This is a genomic window from Parasutterella sp. St.1A3 (assembly GCF_059728705.1).
Genome location: NZ_BAAGFK010000001.1, coordinates 855303 through 871915, shown reverse-complemented (window position 1 = coordinate 871915; position 16613 = coordinate 855303). Strand labels below are relative to the sequence as shown.

16 protein-coding genes and 1 tRNA gene are annotated in these 16613 nt (G+C 48.8%); 8 read left to right on the top strand and 9 right to left on the bottom strand.

Annotation, left to right across the window (positions count from 1 at the left end):
• Positions 1-87: 87 nt before the first annotated feature.
• The 5 genes from AC6I1F_RS04160 to AC6I1F_RS04140 form a co-directional block, all read right to left on the bottom strand.
• The gene (locus tag AC6I1F_RS04160) at positions 88-279 is read right to left on the bottom strand and encodes a hypothetical protein (protein WP_251569900.1); all 192 of its coding nucleotides are present in this window, start codon (positions 277-279) and stop codon (positions 88-90) included.
• A gap of 167 nt (positions 280-446) precedes the next feature.
• Positions 447-662: a hypothetical protein gene (locus AC6I1F_RS04155; protein ID WP_160336392.1), complete on the bottom strand. Its 216-nt coding sequence runs from the start codon at positions 660-662 to the stop codon at positions 447-449.
• A gap of 171 nt (positions 663-833) precedes the next feature.
• The gene (locus AC6I1F_RS04150; RefSeq protein WP_290372052.1) at positions 834-1223 is read right to left on the bottom strand and encodes a hypothetical protein; all 390 of its coding nucleotides are present in this window, start codon (positions 1221-1223) and stop codon (positions 834-836) included.
• Positions 1224-1246: 23 nt separating this feature from the next.
• Positions 1247-1489 carry a hypothetical protein gene (locus tag AC6I1F_RS04145; protein WP_289168775.1) on the bottom strand — a complete coding sequence of 81 codons (243 nt, stop codon included), beginning with the start codon at positions 1487-1489 and terminating at the stop codon, positions 1247-1249.
• A 494-nt stretch (positions 1490-1983) separates the two neighbouring features.
• Positions 1984-2232 carry a hypothetical protein gene (locus AC6I1F_RS04140; RefSeq protein WP_160336391.1) on the bottom strand — a complete coding sequence of 83 codons (249 nt, stop codon included), beginning with the start codon at positions 2230-2232 and terminating at the stop codon, positions 1984-1986.
• A gap of 1218 nt (positions 2233-3450) precedes the next feature.
• Between AC6I1F_RS04140 and AC6I1F_RS04135 the strand changes: the two genes are divergently transcribed.
• Positions 3451-3527 (top strand) — tRNA-Arg (locus AC6I1F_RS04135).
• A gap of 193 nt (positions 3528-3720) precedes the next feature.
• Here the strand turns inward: AC6I1F_RS04135 and AC6I1F_RS04130 are convergent.
• Complete coding sequence (locus AC6I1F_RS04130) at positions 3721-3999, bottom strand: hypothetical protein (protein WP_289163392.1); 279 nt, start codon at positions 3997-3999, stop codon at positions 3721-3723.
• A gap of 479 nt (positions 4000-4478) precedes the next feature.
• Between AC6I1F_RS04130 and AC6I1F_RS04125 the strand changes: the two genes are divergently transcribed.
• Both AC6I1F_RS04125 and AC6I1F_RS04120 read left to right on the top strand, forming a co-directional pair.
• The gene (locus AC6I1F_RS04125; RefSeq protein ID WP_497801609.1) at positions 4479-5219 is read left to right on the top strand and encodes a type 1 glutamine amidotransferase domain-containing protein; all 741 of its coding nucleotides are present in this window, start codon (positions 4479-4481) and stop codon (positions 5217-5219) included.
• A gap of 17 nt (positions 5220-5236) precedes the next feature.
• Positions 5237-5947 carry an SIMPL domain-containing protein gene (locus AC6I1F_RS04120; RefSeq protein ID WP_251451366.1) on the top strand — a complete coding sequence of 237 codons (711 nt, stop codon included), beginning with the start codon at positions 5237-5239 and terminating at the stop codon, positions 5945-5947.
• Positions 5948-6045: 98 nt separating this feature from the next.
• On the opposite strand, the gene rpiA is transcribed toward AC6I1F_RS04120, so the two are convergent.
• Entirely contained in the window at positions 6046-6738 is a 693-nt protein-coding gene (gene rpiA / locus AC6I1F_RS04115; RefSeq protein ID WP_160334090.1) for a ribose-5-phosphate isomerase RpiA, read from the bottom strand.
• 196 nt (positions 6739-6934) lie between these two features.
• Between rpiA and AC6I1F_RS04110 the strand changes: the two genes are divergently transcribed.
• The 5 genes from AC6I1F_RS04110 (at position 6935) to xth (ending at position 14138) form a co-directional block, all read left to right on the top strand.
• Positions 6935-9319 carry a PAS domain-containing sensor histidine kinase gene (locus tag AC6I1F_RS04110; RefSeq protein WP_290373230.1) on the top strand — a complete coding sequence of 795 codons (2385 nt, stop codon included), beginning with the start codon at positions 6935-6937 and terminating at the stop codon, positions 9317-9319.
• A 322-nt stretch (positions 9320-9641) separates the two neighbouring features.
• Complete coding sequence (locus AC6I1F_RS04105) at positions 9642-10319, top strand: response regulator transcription factor (RefSeq protein WP_160334092.1); 678 nt, start codon at positions 9642-9644, stop codon at positions 10317-10319.
• A gap of 101 nt (positions 10320-10420) precedes the next feature.
• The gene (folD, locus tag AC6I1F_RS04100; RefSeq protein ID WP_160334093.1) at positions 10421-11275 is read left to right on the top strand and encodes a bifunctional methylenetetrahydrofolate dehydrogenase/methenyltetrahydrofolate cyclohydrolase FolD; all 855 of its coding nucleotides are present in this window, start codon (positions 10421-10423) and stop codon (positions 11273-11275) included.
• 11 nt (positions 11276-11286) lie between these two features.
• Positions 11287-13344 (top strand): M3 family metallopeptidase, encoded by a 2058-nt coding sequence (locus AC6I1F_RS04095; protein ID WP_290432843.1) that lies wholly within the window; start codon positions 11287-11289, stop codon positions 13342-13344.
• Positions 13341-14138, top strand: coding sequence for an exodeoxyribonuclease III (xth, locus tag AC6I1F_RS04090; RefSeq protein ID WP_289163380.1), 798 nt, complete (start codon positions 13341-13343; stop codon positions 14136-14138). Before AC6I1F_RS04095 ends, xth begins: the two co-directional genes overlap by 4 nt.
• On the opposite strand, the gene AC6I1F_RS04085 is transcribed toward xth, so the two are convergent.
• Positions 14122-15165, bottom strand: coding sequence for a radical SAM protein (locus AC6I1F_RS04085; RefSeq protein ID WP_289163377.1), 1044 nt, complete (start codon positions 15163-15165; stop codon positions 14122-14124). The genes xth and AC6I1F_RS04085 overlap by 17 nt on opposite strands.
• A gap of 21 nt (positions 15166-15186) precedes the next feature.
• The gene (gene ntrC / locus AC6I1F_RS04080; RefSeq protein WP_289163375.1) at positions 15187-16593 is read right to left on the bottom strand and encodes a nitrogen regulation protein NR(I); all 1407 of its coding nucleotides are present in this window, start codon (positions 16591-16593) and stop codon (positions 15187-15189) included.
• Between the last annotated feature and the right edge of the window lie 20 nt (positions 16594-16613).

The following is a 16613-nucleotide window of genomic DNA, read 5'->3' as shown; positions in this document are numbered from 1 at the left end:
TTGGGTGAGCCATCCAACTGAAGAATATCGGTGTTGCCATCCGATTAAGGGAGTATACCTACTTTAACTTCTCAGGAGCCTTCCAGCTTACAGAAACCCGAAGGCCCGAGCTATTTCTACGTCTATCTCCGTGAACTTTATGGAGTTTTCCGGCGTTAGCTCGTCCAAAGTTTGCGGCCTTTGCTTGTCCTCGGAGACTTGTTGTTTTCTTATCAAATCCTCTTTGCTCAAACTCTTCTCTGTGGCTTCGGGGCTCTTCTTGTCTGAGCTGTTCTGCATATCTTGCGTGATCTTCTGCGTTTGGGTTTGCATATTTTCCTCCACTGTCCTTGACTGTACTCTTGGAAGCTTTCCTTCCTCTTAAATTTGAATTATTCTGAAACTCTTCCGCATAGGCTCTCACCACGTCTCAGAGAAGCTCAGCTGTCTTGTTTTCGTCGATGCGGTTAATACCAAGAAAAGCCATTTTTAAGCACACCAGCAATCTGATCAAACACCGATCTTTCGGATTGAGGAACAACATCGTTTCTCTTGGTATAAACCTCCAAGAAGTACACAAGTCTTTCCTCGTTGTTCGAGACTCTGGCGCCATCCATGCGGCGTTTGACATCTTCCCAGAATCTCCTTTCTGCGGGCTTCTTACTCTTCAGCCCTTTTTTCATCAGAACTTCAACTCGGTTTTCAATGCCACCGATAAGCTCATTGAACTCTGAATCTTTAGCAGCGTGGACACCAATTTCATAAGCAAGAACTGCCCCTGCTTCGCCTTCGTCTACGTTTTCTCCGTTGATATAGACCTTTCCTGTCTTTTCGTCATAGAGAGCATTGGTCCCTCAGTCCAGGCCTTCATTTATAAGCTCCTGACGAATTTCTTCCTTAGATTTAGACGGATCATTGGCGTACTCGTCCTCCACCATCCTATCCAGGAATTCTTCGTTAAAGCGGCAAATAACGACCTTACCAGAGTTCAGCAGCTGGTTTGTTACGGCAACTTCCCAAGATTTACAGAGACCTCTTCTAACGTCGTTGAAATTTCGGTCCTTTTGCTTTTCGGTGAGAGATGACTTAGACGCCTTTCGAATTGTTGTCGCGTCTTCTTTTAAGTGAATGACTTTTCTTAGTTTTTTTGCTAGGCTTGTACTGGGTTTAAAGAGACCGAGGTCGTTTCCAGACGTAGAGGCAGGGGTTCCTTCTAAAGGAGCATCTGCCGCTCGGCGACCCACTTTCTTCCAGAAAGTCTTAGTTATTAGCTTCCCGTTGAAGGCCAAAATTTCTTCAAGATCTTTTCAACGCCGCTTTTGCCGCAGCTCGAGTTCTTCTTTGTGTCGTCCATTGTTCTTAGCTTTGAGTTTATCAACCGCTTCCAGATCCTCTTTGAGAAGAGCTTCGAGTCTTCCAAAGGGGTTCTTGTCTTCCCTTTTTCGTCCTTACATCCCTCGAGAAGCTTGACGAATTTATATTTGCCGTCGGTAACGATACCGATAAACATAGCAGTCCTTCTCAATTAGGTAATGACAATATTTAACATAGATAAATGAAGGCAACAAAAAAGAGACGCGAAACTTGCAAAAAATTAGAGAGTTATTCTCCTAACGTCGGGGTTTTAGTTAACTTTCCCTTGTGCTTCGAACTCGCCCTCTTTAATTAACACTTTTTTAGATGCCTTTTTCCCTCTGTCTAGACAACGTCCGACTTAGCCTTTTAGGAAGCTTATCGGCGTTTAATACCATCTAAGGTTTCTTGTGTTTTCGGATCGAGTTCGCTCTGATTTTCTTTCTACCCCTTGAAAAGAAGCTTTTGATCTGCGATAGTTATTACTGTCGAAGAAGGGTTCTTTTCCTTTTCTTCGATGAGGGGTACGCTTTTGCCAAGGGCGTCCATATTGGCATTTGTCGAATTAACTGCGTTCAACGGGCCGGAGAGCGAAGCCTCCCCTCTTCTTACTCTTCCGAACGCTGAAACAATGTAGTGGTTCCCACCTTTTCAGGACAGTAGCACTCTAAAACCATCATTGGTAATTGCTTTGCCACCTGATCGAGATTCCTTCGCTTGCCCTTTGGCTAGTGTCCTAACCATCTTTCTTAGTACTTCTGCTACCTCTTCTGGGTTAAGACCTTCTGCAAGACTTCTTTTATCTACAATATGAGAATCGCCCATTGCTCCTTTTGTGCCAAAATAGTCGTCAACAATCTCTCCGTGCTTTCCATAATTAATATCGACCCAGACGCTCAAAGATCCACTCCAAACAACACGGTGCGCGAAAGGTCTTATTTTCTAAGACTTCCTTAACTCTCTGCAGTCCTCTAATTATGGAGATTTCCGGATCGGTAACAGCCAATTTAGAAGGCTTCCTTTCTCCTAAATTTGAGTTTGTTTAAGACACCTCATCCCCGTCTTTAGGAGAATCTCGTAAATAAAAAAGCCTTTATCCCTTGTGTTACTTAGGTTGGGGGCAGTTTAAGAATTATTTCTGCGTCATAATAAATCCAACCTCTTTAGAGTCAGCACTGCGCTGTTAGAGTCCTGGAACTTTGTCTTTAGACTTCTAGCGAGCTCTTGCAAGGAACAGAACCTATTTAGCATTGTTAATCCGCAAGCCTCTAAGATCGACGGTGCCTTTGATGTTTTTTAATCATTTCTACGAGCTCAGAAGTCCTTTGCCGCTCAAGACCCTTTCTGAGGTTGCCCCATCGCTCCATAGTTGCAAAGACTGAGCTGTCTTCACTTAGCAGTTGTGGGGCAACGTTTGCCTCTCGAAGACAAGTGGAAATTTCCTCAGCAGTCACATGCACGGGACTTTTTTCGGCACGACCTATATAAACCGAACAGGGATAAGCGCAAGATAGACAAGCGGTAAATCAAAGCGATGCTGTTTTAATGGCCCCCGCATTCTGAAATAGCAATACTTGTCGTCTGTAAGCTTTTAATCAAGCTTATTCTGTTCGTTACCTTCCTTATTGTGCAGAATAAACTCGGTGATTTCCTTGTTCCTTTTATTTTCTTCCTCAAAAACGGTATCATAAGCGATCAGAGATTCTGAGAGCGTTTCAAGACTGCTTCGGCCCGTTCGCAGCCGGTTATCTGTGGGGCGGGTTTGAGATGGAGCAGCGTGAGCCGGCGCGCTGTCTGAGTTGCGGTTGGTAGTCTGAGATATGACGTGTTGTGCGCCCGGAGTCCCGCCTCGCGCTCTCAGAATCTCTTTCTGGATCTTGGCTTACCGTCATAGCCTTTAAATAGGCTGTCGTACAGACAAGAACTGACATAACCTTCCCATGATAGAACCCCCTCCCAACGAACTAATTCCATAGGCTTCGGCTGTTGTATTAGGCAGAAAGGACGGTCCGATCGTTCCGACTCATGCTGCTTCGTTTCTTATTTTGAAATTCACCCAAAATGGTTTTTGTCGACTTGCACACATAAAAAAAGACTGGTATAGTTCGTTCCTCGGTTGCGCCAGTAGCTCAGCTGGATAGAGTACCTGGCTACGAACCAGGTGGTCGTGGGTTCGACTCCTGCCTGGCGCGCCAACCTCTCCTGAAGTTAATTGCTTCAGTGAAGTTAAAACAGAAACACCTCATCGGACATTCGGTCTTGCATGAGGTTTTTTGTCATATGTGGATAAAATTCTGGTCTTAGATAAAATTCTGGTCTTAGGTATCGGCATGGTTTTAGCCAAAGAAAAAGCCGCTCAAAGGCGGCTTTAGATACTTAAACAAGGAGTTATTGGTTATTGTCCTTCAATTCAGGAAGCCTCCAAAGATGCTTCCTGAACCAATTGATATAGGTTGTTTTGACAACAAATACGATCACGCAACTTTCGAAAATCAAGGCATAAGTTAAATCGCGCCACAGAGGATCTTCAATTTCTTGTATAAGCTCGTAGCCAATCAAAATAGTTCCATACCCGACCAGTCCGAGAAGGGGTACGCCGACAATGAGCATCCCGGCACACCAAATCTTCCCGATAATCGAATTCATAAAATCATCAATAAGTGACATTTCGGGAACTCCCTTTCTTTAATTATAGGGGTTAACAAGTTTTCTTGAACGGCTTTTCCTGAGTTTTACTATCTATATTTGTAGGGCGATTGGTTTCTTTCATAGGTAATAAGTTATCGTCTATGAAGTTAAAAAAGTCTATCCTTACATTACCAAAAATAGTCATAAAATCAATTAGTTTAAATTAAATATGAGACTATTTGTGAAAATAACTCCTAGAATTTTGGGTATTCAGGATGCACTCTAACTCTTCCCGCGAATAACGAAGAAGTAAGGAAGATAAGACTCTAAAACCTCACTTTGGCCTTTAACTAGAGATATTCGTTACAAAATCATGAAACTTTCTTCTATGTGTTGTCCCAATTTCGGACCTTAAAAGTCCCAAAGCTTGAGAGATTCCTATAATCGGAAAATCAATTAATTTTCAGGCTCTAATGATGCAGAGACGAAATCTATTAACGGTAATTGCAGCAGGCGCAGTGGCTAGCCCGGTCTTTGCGGCGGAAAATAAAGGTGCGCTAGCCCCTGCAGAGGAACCTCCGAAAAGAGATAAGAAAATCCTTTTCGTGATTACAAGTCATTCGGATTTGGGTAAAACCGGTAAGAAAACAGGATATTGGCTTTCAGAAGTAACGCACCCTTGGAAAATTCTTAAAGATGCCGGCTATGAAATCGACTTTGTCAGTCCGAAGGGCGGCGCTTGCGCTTTTGAGGGCGACGACCCGTCCGATCCGGTGAACAAGGAGTTTTCTCAGGATATGGTCTATCAAAAGAAGATTAATTTCACTTTGAAGCCTTCTGATATTAAACCCGATAAATATGCTGCGATTTATTACGCCGGCGGGCACGGCGCAATGTGGGACTTCCCGGACAATAAAGAACTTGCGGCTATCGCTTCAAAAATTTATACCAACGGCGGCGTGGTTGCTTCCGTTTGCCACGGAGCGGCCGGACTGATCAATATCAAACTTCCAAACGGTACCTATTTAATTAATGACAAAAAGATTAATAGCTTCACCGATTCCGAAGAGGAAGCTGTTAACCTGAAAAATGTCGTGCCTTTCTCTTTGGAAACAAAACTGAAAGCTCAACATGCGCATTTTGAAAAATCCGATAATTTCCAAACCCACTGCGTCGTCAATGACAGAGTCATTACAGGTCAGAATCCGATGTCTGCAGCCGCTGTCGGTTCTGCTATCAAAAACGCTTTAGCCAGCTAAAAGAGGAAAACTCATTTATGAACAACAGATTCATCCCCTCAATTATTTTGGCCGCCGGCTTTATCGGTGGTGTCACACTCCTCGGAAACCAGCTCGGAGACGCAGCGACTGCCTTCTTGAATAAAGATCGAATTGTGACAGTCAAGGGCCTGAGCGAAAAGGAAGTGAAGGCCACGCATGTTATTTGGCCCCTCAGTTTCACAGAAATGGGAAATGAACTCGCCGCCGCTTATGATGCGCTTGAAGAAAAACAAAATCTGGTTCTAAAGTTTCTTAAGGACAACGGTATCGACGAAAGCGAAATCACACTCGCGTCTCCTAAAGTTCAGGACACCCTGGCAAACTCTTACGACGGCAGAACACGCCCTTACCGCTATATCCTGACTCAGGTCGTCACGGTTTCTACCGATAAGGTAGATACCATCCGCAAACTTTCCGTGACGCAGCGCGAACTGCTGAAAAAAGGCGTCGCCCTCAGCAGTGATTACAGCTACATGACCGCCTATAGTTTTACCGGTCTGAATGAAATTAAACCGGAAATGATCGAATCAGCGACGAAGAACGCTAAGGCGGCAGCCCAAAAGTTTGCAGACGATTCGGGCTCTAAGCTCGGAAAAATCCGCAGGGCGAATCAGGGCGTCTTCACCATCACGGACAGAGACGAAAACACGCCCTTTATCAAAAATGTCCGCGTAGTCACAACCGTCGAATATTTCTTAAACGATTAATCCGGCAGTTCTAAGAGAATAACCGGGACCGTTTATATGGTCTCAAAAACGGAAAAAGCCCGAAAACAGTACTATTCCGGGCTTTTTTCTTTCAGAAATTACTTCTGACGGCCTGAAAAAAATCCTTTTTTCGGTTTCAGTGTACGGACACCCTCAGGTGTACCGATGAGCAGCACATCCGCACCGCGTTTTCCGAAAATACCGCAGGTCACAACGCCCGGTATCTGGTTAATCGCAGCCTCCAAACGAGTCGGCTCCTTAATCTGCAGACCGTGAACATCAACAATATTATTGCCGTTGTCGGTAACCATATCGCGAACCGTCGGATGACCGCCAAGCTCTTCCATCGCACGGCAGACAGAAGACACTGCCATCGGAATGACTTCCAGCGGAAGCGGGAACTTGCCAAGCTGTTTAACCTCTTTCGAAGCGTCTGCAATGCAGACATACATATCGGAGGCCTCCGCCAAAATCTTTTCGCGGGTAAGCGCTCCGCCGCCGCCCTTGATCATGCAGAAATTACCGTCAATTTCATCACAGCCGTCAACATAGACAGGAATTGTTCCGACAATGTCATTTAAATCACAAACCGGAATTCCATAAGCTAAAAGCTGTCGGGTAGTTGCTTCCGAACTCGAAACACAGCCTTTGACTCGTTTACCGGAAGTCGCCAGCTCGGTAATGAAAAAGCTAACCGTTGATCCCGTGCCCACTCCGAGGTATTCGCCCTCTTTCACATATTCCAAGGCAGCTGCGGCCGCTTTTTGCTTTAATTCGTTCTGCAGGTCCATATCCTTATCCTAAAAAACCTAACAATCATCTCGACTTGATTATTGTATCGGTCCAAACTCAACTTATTCTGTACTCAGATTATTTTTGTTTGAGTACGCAAATTCACCGGACAATCTTTGCGCACATCGAACAGTGTCATAATAGACATTGATAATTTGTCTGTTTTCTTTTCCCAACGGTTCGTTTTAACTAACTATGGCTCAGCAAAAAAACTTGTCTCAGAACAATGATCTATTAGAGCGTTTTACCGCTTCCTTTGCAGGGTTGCGCAGCCATTCAAACTTACCGAACGGAACTACCCCTTTTATTTGGGCGATCGCGGTTCTTCTGATCGTTATCTTCGCGGCTTTTTATCTCAATGTCCGCTCCAATAACGAAGCCATCCTCAGAACCAATCTGATGAAAAGCACCGCAAAGGTCGCAGACAATATCGAAATGCGTCTTCGCGCCAGCTCCGCCTCCATGGCGCGCCTTATCGAGCGGCTGGAACTGGACGGAAATACTGCGGCGGTTCTGAACAAATTCTCTCGGGAGCTGCTCAACAGCAACCCGGAAATCACTTTGATCCGACTGATCGAACCAAGCGGCAAAGGCATCGAATCCATGGTGAACCCCCGCTTGGGAAAAAGAGAACTGCGTCAGTACAACTATTTGGATTACCCGCAGGTTGTACGGGACGCGATCGCGGACGCGTTTCTCTCAAACCGAGTTTCCATCTCTTCCTTCTGGTTCACGCCGGGAGATTCAACGTCGCCCTCCGTGGTAATCGTCTACCCGTTCACGCTTGAAGATAAAAGCTATGCGCTCCTGAGCCGAATCTCTCTGAATAAGCTGCTTGAAGAATCAACGCCCTCCTCTCTCAGAGCCGATTATGAATTCTCCTTGCTGCACGGAACCGAGGAAATTGCCGGTCGGGCGGCCTACAACCCGCCGGATGACTACACCATTCCGAGCTATGTCCGCGCAGCGGACCCCCTGCCGCCCTCGATCCAGCTCTACGGCTGCAATATCGTTGAAAGTCCCCTGATCTTTGCCAGTCCGCTGATCTATTGGCTCGGCGCGCTGATGCTCTTTCTTCTGATCTCGCTCTTTTTCCTGAATAAAGAGATGCGTAAAAACCAGGCGGATCTGGATCGAGCCAACCGCGAACTCGAATTGCGGCGCTCCATCGAAGATTCGATCAGCTCGGCGATCGTGATTACGGATCTGGAGAATAAGATCGTTTACACCAACCCGGCCGCTCAGGTGATTACCGGCTACTCTGAAGATGAACTGCAGGGTAAAACGCCGCCCTATCCTTTCTGGGCGGATACTTCAGTCCTGCCTGCGACTCTGCTGGGCGATCCTTCTAAACTCGATCCGGCAGCTTTTCCCTACCGCTTTGATCTGCTCGTTCGCCGCAAAGACGATGAACAGCTCAATGTGCTGCTGCTTGCCACGCCTTTTTATTCGTCTTACAACGAACACATCGGCTGGATCTATATGATGCGGGACAATACGATTGAGTCTCAGTCGATGAACCTCACCAACGACGCGATCGCTTCCTACCAGAGACTTTTGAATTCCGTAATGTCCTGTATTTCAGTTGTGAGCCACAAGCCGACCGGAACCATGCTCGGGATTCATAACGATCACTACACCGAGCAGCTCGGCAACACCGCTGACGGCCACCTAGCGATCTCCCGCGCCTGCAAAATTCCGTTTAATCCGCAGGGAAGCCGAGAGGCCGAAGTTTGGGTTGATTCCCTTGAGCGCTGGTTCAGCATTACAGAGGCCAGAGTCACTCTGCCCGGCGGCTCTCACGTGACGCTGCAGTCTGCTCAGGACATCACGCAGAGAAAAATCAACGAAAAAGAATTGGAAGATCAAACCAACCGAATGGAAAATTCTTCTCGTCTGATTACTCTCGGTGAAATGGCCTCTACGATTACGCATGAAATTAATCAGCCGCTCACGGCGATTACGGCCTATGCCAACACCGCTATTGAAGTTATCGGGAACGCTCCTGAGGTCAACCGCGGACAAGTCCTCGAGATCTATAAAAAGATTGCGAATCAGGCCGGACGCATCGACAAGATTATTAAAAACATCCGCGCATTCGCCAAACGCAGACCGACGACACTCGAAAATGTGCCGCTCGCCAATGTCATCAATGACACTCAGGAGCTCGGCAAGCTGATTGAGAAAAAGTACGCCGGTATTCGCATTATCTATGAACTGCCGAAGGTTCTCCCCAATGTTCTTTGCGACCCGGTACAGATCATGCAGATTCTCATGAACCTGATCCGCAACGCGGCCGAAGCGATTCTGGAAGCGGGCTGCACAGACCGAACCATCGCGGTTATCGCCAAAGTCGGCGCCAACGAAGTGGAACTTCAGGTCGCCGACCACGGTCCCGGCATCAGCGACACGATGAAAGCCAGCCTCTTTACACCGTTCTTCTCAACCAAAAAGAACGGGCTGGGTCTCGGTTTGTCCACCTGCCAAACCATCGCCGAATCACACAACACACGGCTTAGAGTCAGAGATAATGAGGGCGGCGGTACTGTCTTCGTTTTTGATCTAAAAATCTGCAGCTGACAGCCCGGTAAGAAAACTTAGAAAAGAATTGCTTCTTAATATTTAATCACCCCCGCTTTCTTTGGAAACGGAGGTGATTTTTTTAGGAAATCCGTTAAAATAGTCGAATTCGGGTTATCACCTGTAAAAATATGTAATAATCCTTACTTAGTTTTAGCTAAGGTATAGTTCCCAGGTGAATTTGTAAAGAATAGCTTCACCCCCGATATAGATACTTCTCAGGGGTGTGATTTGTGCATATAATTACTATATGTGGTGTGTGATTGAATTTGATTCAATCGGTTAACAGATTTAACGCAAAATAATTTATTGTGGAAGGTACATGATGATTCAAATGACCTCGAAATCCTTTACTCCGGATTCACCGGACACTGCCGGCGTCGTTTACATTGTTGAAGACGACGAGGCCGTCCGTGATTCGCTGAAGTGGCTGCTCGAAGCGTCCAGCTATCGAGTTGAGCTCTTCGAAAGCGGAGAAATGTTCTTGGCCAAATTCGATCCGAATGCCATCGCTGTTCTCGTACTAGACGTCAGAATGCCGGGCATGAGCGGACTAGAAGTACAAGAACATCTGATCGCCCGCAAATGCGATATTCCGATTATCTTCATCTCGGGTCACGGCGACGTATCCATGGCAGTCTCCACTCTCAAAAAGGGTGCAGTGGACTTCATTGAAAAACCGTTCGATCAGGCAGCGCTTCGCTCCTTAATCGAAAGAATGCTTCAGGAAGCCCGTCAGCGCAAACTTAAAGCTGAAAAGCGCTCGCTCAACGACGCACTTCTCAGCAAGCTGACACCGCGTGAACTGCACGTTCTTGAACGTATTGTCAGCGGCCGCCTGAACAAACAGATCGCTGCCGACCTCGGCATTTCCATCAAGACCGTTGAAGCGCATCGCGCCTCAATTATGGATAAGACAAATTCCGGTACGGTTGCCGATCTGATGCGTGTGGTGATGAATGCAAACCGCACCCCGCTGAAAGACAACAACATGAACTAATGTTCTGTCGCTAAAGGAACTCAAAAGGGAAGGCTTCGGCCTTCCTTTCTTCTTTTTATTGATATATTTCTAAGTTTCAAATCAAATTATTCGGGGAACTTATGTCTGCCAACATCATTGACGGAAAAGCGCTCGCTGCCGGTATTCGACAGGAAATCCGCAGTAAAATCCAAAACTTCACTGACGCGCCGAGACCGCCCTGCCTTGCCGTAATTCTTGTCGGAGACAACCCCGCAAGCCAAATTTACGTACGCAATAAAATCAAAGCCTGCCTCGACACCGGCATCACCTCTTTGGAAAAACGCCTGCTCGCAGACGCTTCAGAGGCCGAACTGCTTTCTCTCATCAAAGAACTGAACGAAGACGACTCAGTCGACGGCATCTTGGTACAGCTTCCGCTGCCTAAAGGCTTTGACGAACAGAAAGTCATCCGATCCATCGCCGCGGAAAAGGATGTGGACGGCTTCCACGTCGAAAATATGGGCGCGCTGGTGACAGGGCTGAAGGGCTTTCGTTGCTGCACGCCGCACGGCGTCATGAAAATGCTTGAGTCCGTCGGATGCCCGCTCGAGGGCGCAAACGCATTGGTGATCGGACGCAGCAACATTGTCGGAAAACCAATGGCCCTCATGCTCCTTGAGAAGAACGCCACCGTCACTGTTGCGCACAGCAGAACCAAAAACCTTAAGGAACTCGCGAAAAATGCCGACATTATCGTATCCGCCGTGGGCAAAGCCGGTTTGGTGACCGATGACATGGTCAAGCCCGGCGCCGTCGTGATTGATGTCGGCATGAACAGAAATCAGGAAGGAAAACTCTGCGGTGACGTCGATATCGAAGCTGTTGCTCGTGTCGCGGGCTTTATTACGCCGGTTCCGGGCGGTGTCGGTCCGATGACCATCGCAATGCTCTTAGACAATACCATGCGCGCCTTCGAGAACCGTTTTAACCTGTAAGGAAGAATTTAATGTCAGATCGTATTGATATTCTCTCGATTATTGAGGATAAAAGTAAATTTATCGACTTTCCGAAATTAAATCAGGAAAGCTTTAAGCCGGCCGTTCTGTCGCTCATCAATACATTAAAAGAGACCGTCAGCGCCGTCACGCAAAATACTGAACCCGCGACTTGGGACAATGTCGTCAAACCGCTGGACGACGCATCGGAAAACCTAAGCTTTGTCTGGTCCGCCATTTCTCACCTCAACAGCGTGGAAGACACGCCTCAGCTGCGCGCGATCGTCAATGAGCTTCTCGCTCCGATCTCCGCTGTCTTTTCGGAAATCGGCCAAAATGAAGAGCTCTACGCCAAATATAAAGCGCTGAAGGCTGAAGACGCATTCAAATCCTTCGGCGCCGCTCGCCGCAGAATCATTGATCGGGAAATCGAAGGGTTTGTGCTTTCGGGCGCCGAACTCGATGAGGCCGGCAAGAAGGAAATGACAAAGATCAGCGCTGAAGAAGCCGAACTCAGCCAAAAGTTCTCTGAAAATCTTTTGGACTGCACCAACGACTTCGCAATCTATCTGCCTAAAGATACAGATCGGCTGCGCGGCATCCCCGAAGGCGAAAAAGCGCTTTTTGCGCAGCAGGCGGCTTCCGAAGGAACCGAAGGCTATAAGATCACGCTGCACATGCCGAACTATCTGCCAATCATGCAGTACGCAGATGACTCCTCACTTCGTGAAGAGCTTTATCACGCTTATACGACCCGCGCCTCTGAGTTTTCTCCCGCAGGAAAAGACAATGCGCCTGTCATGACGCGTCTGCTTGAGCTCAGAGTCAGAGAAGCTCATCTGCTCGGTTATAAAAACTACGCTCAGGTGTCCCTTGTCAGAAAAATGGCGGACACACCCGAACAGGTTGTTAAATTCCTGAGAGAGCTTGCCGCAAAAGCGAAACCCGCCGCGCTCAAGGACATGGAAGAGCTGATCCGCTTTGGTACACAGACACTGAACATGGACCAAATCAATCCTTGGGATTACAGCTACGTCAGTGAAAAGCTTCGCGAAGCCAAGTACTCTTACTCGGAACAGGAAGTCAAGCAGTACTTCCCTGAACCCGCGGTCCTCTCCGGAATGTTCTCCTTAGTAGAGAAAATGTTCTCCATCAAGATCGCGCAAAAGAATGTTCCGGTTTGGAATCCTGCCGTGAAATACTATGCAATCTCGGATAAGAACGGCAATGAAATCGCCGGCTTCTATACCGACCTGTATGCGCGCAGCGGCAAACGCGGAGGCGCCTGGATGAATGATCTCAGAAGCCGCCGTCTGCTTGATAACGGAGCCATCCAAACGCCGGTCGCTTATTTGGTCTGCAACTTCTCCGCGCCGGTTGGCGCTCAGCCTTCACTGCTGACGCTCAACGATGTGGAAACCATCTTCCATGAATTCGGTCACGGCCTGCATCACATGCTCACCCGTCAGACGGAACTCGCGGTTTCCGGTATCAGCGGAGTTGAATGGGACGCGGTTGAGCTTCCGAGCCAATTCATGGAAAACTTTGTGCTGAACTGGGACGTGATGCAGACCATCTCCTCGCATGTCAAAACCCATGCGAAAATGCCGCGCGCGCTCTTTGACAAGCTTGTCGCATCCAAGAACTTCGAAGCGGGCATGGCGAACGTCCGTCAAATTGAGTTCGCCCTTTTTGACATGCTGCTCCACATGGATGAGCATCCGCATAAAGACACGGTAGAAAAGCTGATTCGTGAGGTCCGCAAGGAAGTTTCCGTTGTCTTCCCGCCGCAGTACAACCGCTTTGCCAACTCCTTCTCTCATATCTTCGCGGGCGGCTATGCCGCAGGCTACTACAGCTACAAATGGGCTGAAGTCCTCTCCGCGGACGCCTTCTCTTTATTCGAAGAAAAAGGCATCTTTAATCCGGAAGTGGGAACAAAGTGGCTCGATGAAGTTCTCTCGCGCGGCGGAAGCCGTCCAGCAATCGAAAGCTTTGTCGCTTTCCGCGGCCGTGAACCTTCCGTTGACGCGCTGCTGCGTCAGTACGGTCTGCTGGAGGAAAAATGAGTTTCTCCGTCACGACTTGGAATGTCAACTCTCTAAAAGTGCGTCTGCCTCAGGTGCTGGACTATTTAGCGGACCGCAAAGACGATGTGCTCTGCCTTCAGGAGCTGAAGATGCAGGAATCAGCCATTGACCGCGCCGCAATAAACGAGGCGGGCTATGAGATCGACGCGTTCGGTCAGAAGACTTACAACGGCGTTGCCGCTCTGCTTCGCAAGCCCTATGAATTTATTGCCGCGGAAGAGATCCGCAATATCCCCGGCTTTGAAGATGAACAAAGCCGCCTTATTGCGGTCAGCGTCATGGTCAACGGCTCTAAGCTGAGAATCGTCAACGGATACTTTCCCAACGGCGAGTCACTTGAAAGTGAAAAGTTCCCTTATAAGCTCAGCTGGCTTAAAGCGCTTGCTGACTGGCTGCCCTCTGAACTGGGACGTTACCCGAACCTCGTTCTGCTCGGCGACTTCAACATCGCGCCTGAAGATCGGGACGTTTGGGATCCGGAGTCCTGGGCTGACAGCGTTCTCTGCGCGCCGCAGAGCCGTGAAGCCTTCCAAAAGCTCCTCGACTGCGGCCTCACCGACGCGTTCCGCGCTTTTGAGCAGCCCGAGAAGTCGTACTCCTGGTGGGATTACCGAATGATGGCCTTTCGGCGCAACCGAGGTCTTCGCATCGACCATATCCTGATTTCGAATACGCTTCGGGATAAAAATCTCGGCGTTGTCATCCACAAGGATGTCCGCGCCAACGAGCGGCCGAGCGATCATGCGCCCGTTACGCTTACTTTAGATCTTTAATCTGAATCACAGCGGTCCCGTCGCGGACCGCTTTCTGTTTTTCGCGCATTGCGCGAGCTCTGAGCTGTCCGCAGCCGCCGTCCACGTCCTGAGCAGCGGAATCCCGGAACTTCAGCAGAATATGAAAGGATCTGCAGACGGCTTTAAGCGCCTCAATCCGATCGGGATCAGGCCGATCATAGGGACTGTCGTCAATCTTATTGACCGGAATCATGTTGAGAACCGCAAACTGACCGTCCCAGAGTGAAGCCAGCTGATCGATTTCATCAGTACCGTCGTTAAGATCTCGGATCAGCGTCCACTGATATTGAATCGGATATTTGCTCAGTCGCGCATACTCTTTGCCAAAGTCAAGAATCTCTTTAACCGTCAGATCTGCCGCATTCGGAAGCAGCATACGGCGCTTTTCATCAAATGCGGAATGCAGAGATATCGCAAGAGCGGGTTTAATCTCCCTATGCGAGAGTTCCTCAAAAAGCCGTCTGTCCCCAACAGTGGAAATGACCAGCTCCTTGTAACCGATTCCGGCGTAGCGAGTAATATGGTCAAGCGCGGACAGAACATTTCTGCGATTATGCGAAGGCTCGCCCATCCCCATAAACACGACTTTAGAGATTTTTTGCCGGCTCTTGGCGTAGACCACCTGCGCTGCGATTTCAATATCGGAAAGCTGACGAACGAGACCGGAGCGCCCGGTCATACAAAAGCGGCAGCCGACCGCGCAGCCGACCTGCGTTGAAATGCAGACTCCGTCTCTCGGAAGCAGCACTGATTCGATCAGCTGACCGTCAGAGGCTCTCAGCACGGCTCTCGCGCCATTTGCTCCGAGATAATCGTCGCTGTCGGGCATGAGAACCTGAGCCAAACGGGTTCCCAGGGTTGCAGCCGCTTCAGCGGCCGCCTTCGGAAAAGTAAATTTCGCCTGTGTCAGCGGACGACCGAGATACCAATTGCGCCAGAATGCATCAATATGGCTCTGTTTGCAGCCTAGTGCGGCTAATTCGTTATTTACGCTCTCAAAATTCATGGCGCAATGATAGCAGGCGTCTTAATCCTCAGTTTTAAGATTTAATTCCGCAATCTTGCGTGTAATGGTATTGCGCCCAATACCAAGTCTGGAGGCGGCCTCCACTCGGCGACCGTGTGTGAATTCAAGCGCGGTTTCAATAACCGCCGTTTCGAAGGCGTCAGTGAGTTCTTTCATCAGGTCCGGCGTTTCTTCCTTCAATTTCGCCTCAACTGCCGCCCTCAAACCGTCCTGCCAGGTTCCGCCGACAAGAGGAGCCGCTGAGACCGCTTTAGCGGGAGCCGACTGAAGAATCTCCGCAGGAAGATCGCTCAGCTGAATATGCTGGGACGGCGCCATCACAACGAGCCAATTGCAAAGGTTTTCCAACTGGCGCACATTGCCCGGGAAAGGGAATTCCTTCAGAAAGTCCATCGCTTCGGCCGTCATAATTTTCTGTTCAACATCCAGACTTTCAGAGGACTTTTTCAAAAAATGCGCGATCAAAAGCGGAATATCCTCTTTGCGTTCCCGAAGCGGAGGAAGACGAATACGGATGACGTTGAGACGATGGTACAAGTCTTCTCTGAAGCGTCCCTCATGCACCATGCTCTCTAAATTCTGATGCGTCGCCGCAATGATGCGGACGTTGGCTTTAAGCGCCTGATGGCCGCCGACTCGATAATAGTATCCGTCAGAAAGCACCCTAAGCAGGCGTGTCTGAAGCTCTGCCGGCATATCGCCGATTTCGTCAAGAAACAGTGTGCCGCCTTCGGCCTGTTCGAACCGTCCGTGGCGAACACTGTTGGCGCCGGTGAAGGCTCCTTTTTCGTGACCGAAAAGTTCGCTCTCCATCAGATCTCTTGGAATCGCCGCCATATTGAGCGCGATAAACGCCTCTTTGGCTCGTGGACTATGCTTGTGAAGCGCTCTGGCAACCACTTCCTTACCGGCACCGGATTCTCCAGTCAGAAGGACGGTGGCTTTACTGTGCGAAAGGCGTCCGATAGCGCGAAAAACATCCTGCATCGCGCTCGCTTTACCGATTATTTCGGACACCTGCTGCTCGGGCGCGGCTTCTTCGGAAGCGTTTTCTTCAGAAGCGCGGCGGACAAGCTCAACCGCTTTATCAATATCAAAGGGCTTCGGAAGATATTCAAAAGCGCCGCTCTGAAAACTTGATACCGCGCTGTCAAGATCCGAGAACGCGGTCATGATAATGACCGGAAGCTTCGGATAATCGCGCTTGATCTCGGTCAGCATTTCCAGACCGCTCTTTCCCGGCATGCGGATATCGCTCAGAATGACGGAGGGCTGTTCTGTTTTAAGTGCCAGCAAAAGTGAGTCCGCTTCAGAAAAAGTCCTGCACGGCAGGCCGGCTTTTTTCAGCGCTTTTTCTAAAACCCATCGAATAGATCGATCGTCGTCCGCAATCCAAATATCTTTCATTCTGGTTCTCCGAGTGACTC

Bases quoted from the DNA above. Each gene is read 5' to 3' on its own strand.
- AC6I1F_RS04160 (WP_251569900.1), bottom strand. From the start codon at position 279: ATGCAGAACAGCTCAGACAAGAAGAGCCCCGAAGCCACAGAGAAGAGT.
- AC6I1F_RS04155 (WP_160336392.1), bottom strand. From the start codon at position 662: ATGAAAAAAGGGCTGAAGAGTAAGAAGCCCGCAGAAAGGAGATTCTGG.
- AC6I1F_RS04145 (WP_289168775.1), bottom strand. From the start codon at position 1,489: ATGTTTATCGGTATCGTTACCGACGGCAAATATAAATTCGTCAAGCTT.
- AC6I1F_RS04130 (WP_289163392.1), bottom strand. From the start codon at position 3,999: ATGTCACTTATTGATGATTTTATGAATTCGATTATCGGGAAGATTTGG.
- AC6I1F_RS04120 (WP_251451366.1), top strand. From the start codon at position 5,237: ATGAACAACAGATTCATCCCCTCAATTATTTTGGCCGCCGGCTTTATC.
- rpiA (WP_160334090.1), bottom strand. From the start codon at position 6,738: ATGGACCTGCAGAACGAATTAAAGCAAAAAGCGGCCGCAGCTGCCTTG.
- AC6I1F_RS04110 (WP_290373230.1), top strand. From the start codon at position 6,935: ATGGCTCAGCAAAAAAACTTGTCTCAGAACAATGATCTATTAGAGCGT.
- AC6I1F_RS04105 (WP_160334092.1), top strand. From the start codon at position 9,642: ATGATGATTCAAATGACCTCGAAATCCTTTACTCCGGATTCACCGGAC.
- folD (WP_160334093.1), top strand. From the start codon at position 10,421: ATGTCTGCCAACATCATTGACGGAAAAGCGCTCGCTGCCGGTATTCGA.
- AC6I1F_RS04095 (WP_290432843.1), top strand. From the start codon at position 11,287: ATGTCAGATCGTATTGATATTCTCTCGATTATTGAGGATAAAAGTAAA.
- xth (WP_289163380.1), top strand. From the start codon at position 13,341: ATGAGTTTCTCCGTCACGACTTGGAATGTCAACTCTCTAAAAGTGCGT.
- AC6I1F_RS04085 (WP_289163377.1), bottom strand. From the start codon at position 15,165: ATGAATTTTGAGAGCGTAAATAACGAATTAGCCGCACTAGGCTGCAAA.
- ntrC (WP_289163375.1), bottom strand. From the start codon at position 16,593: ATGAAAGATATTTGGATTGCGGACGACGATCGATCTATTCGATGGGTT.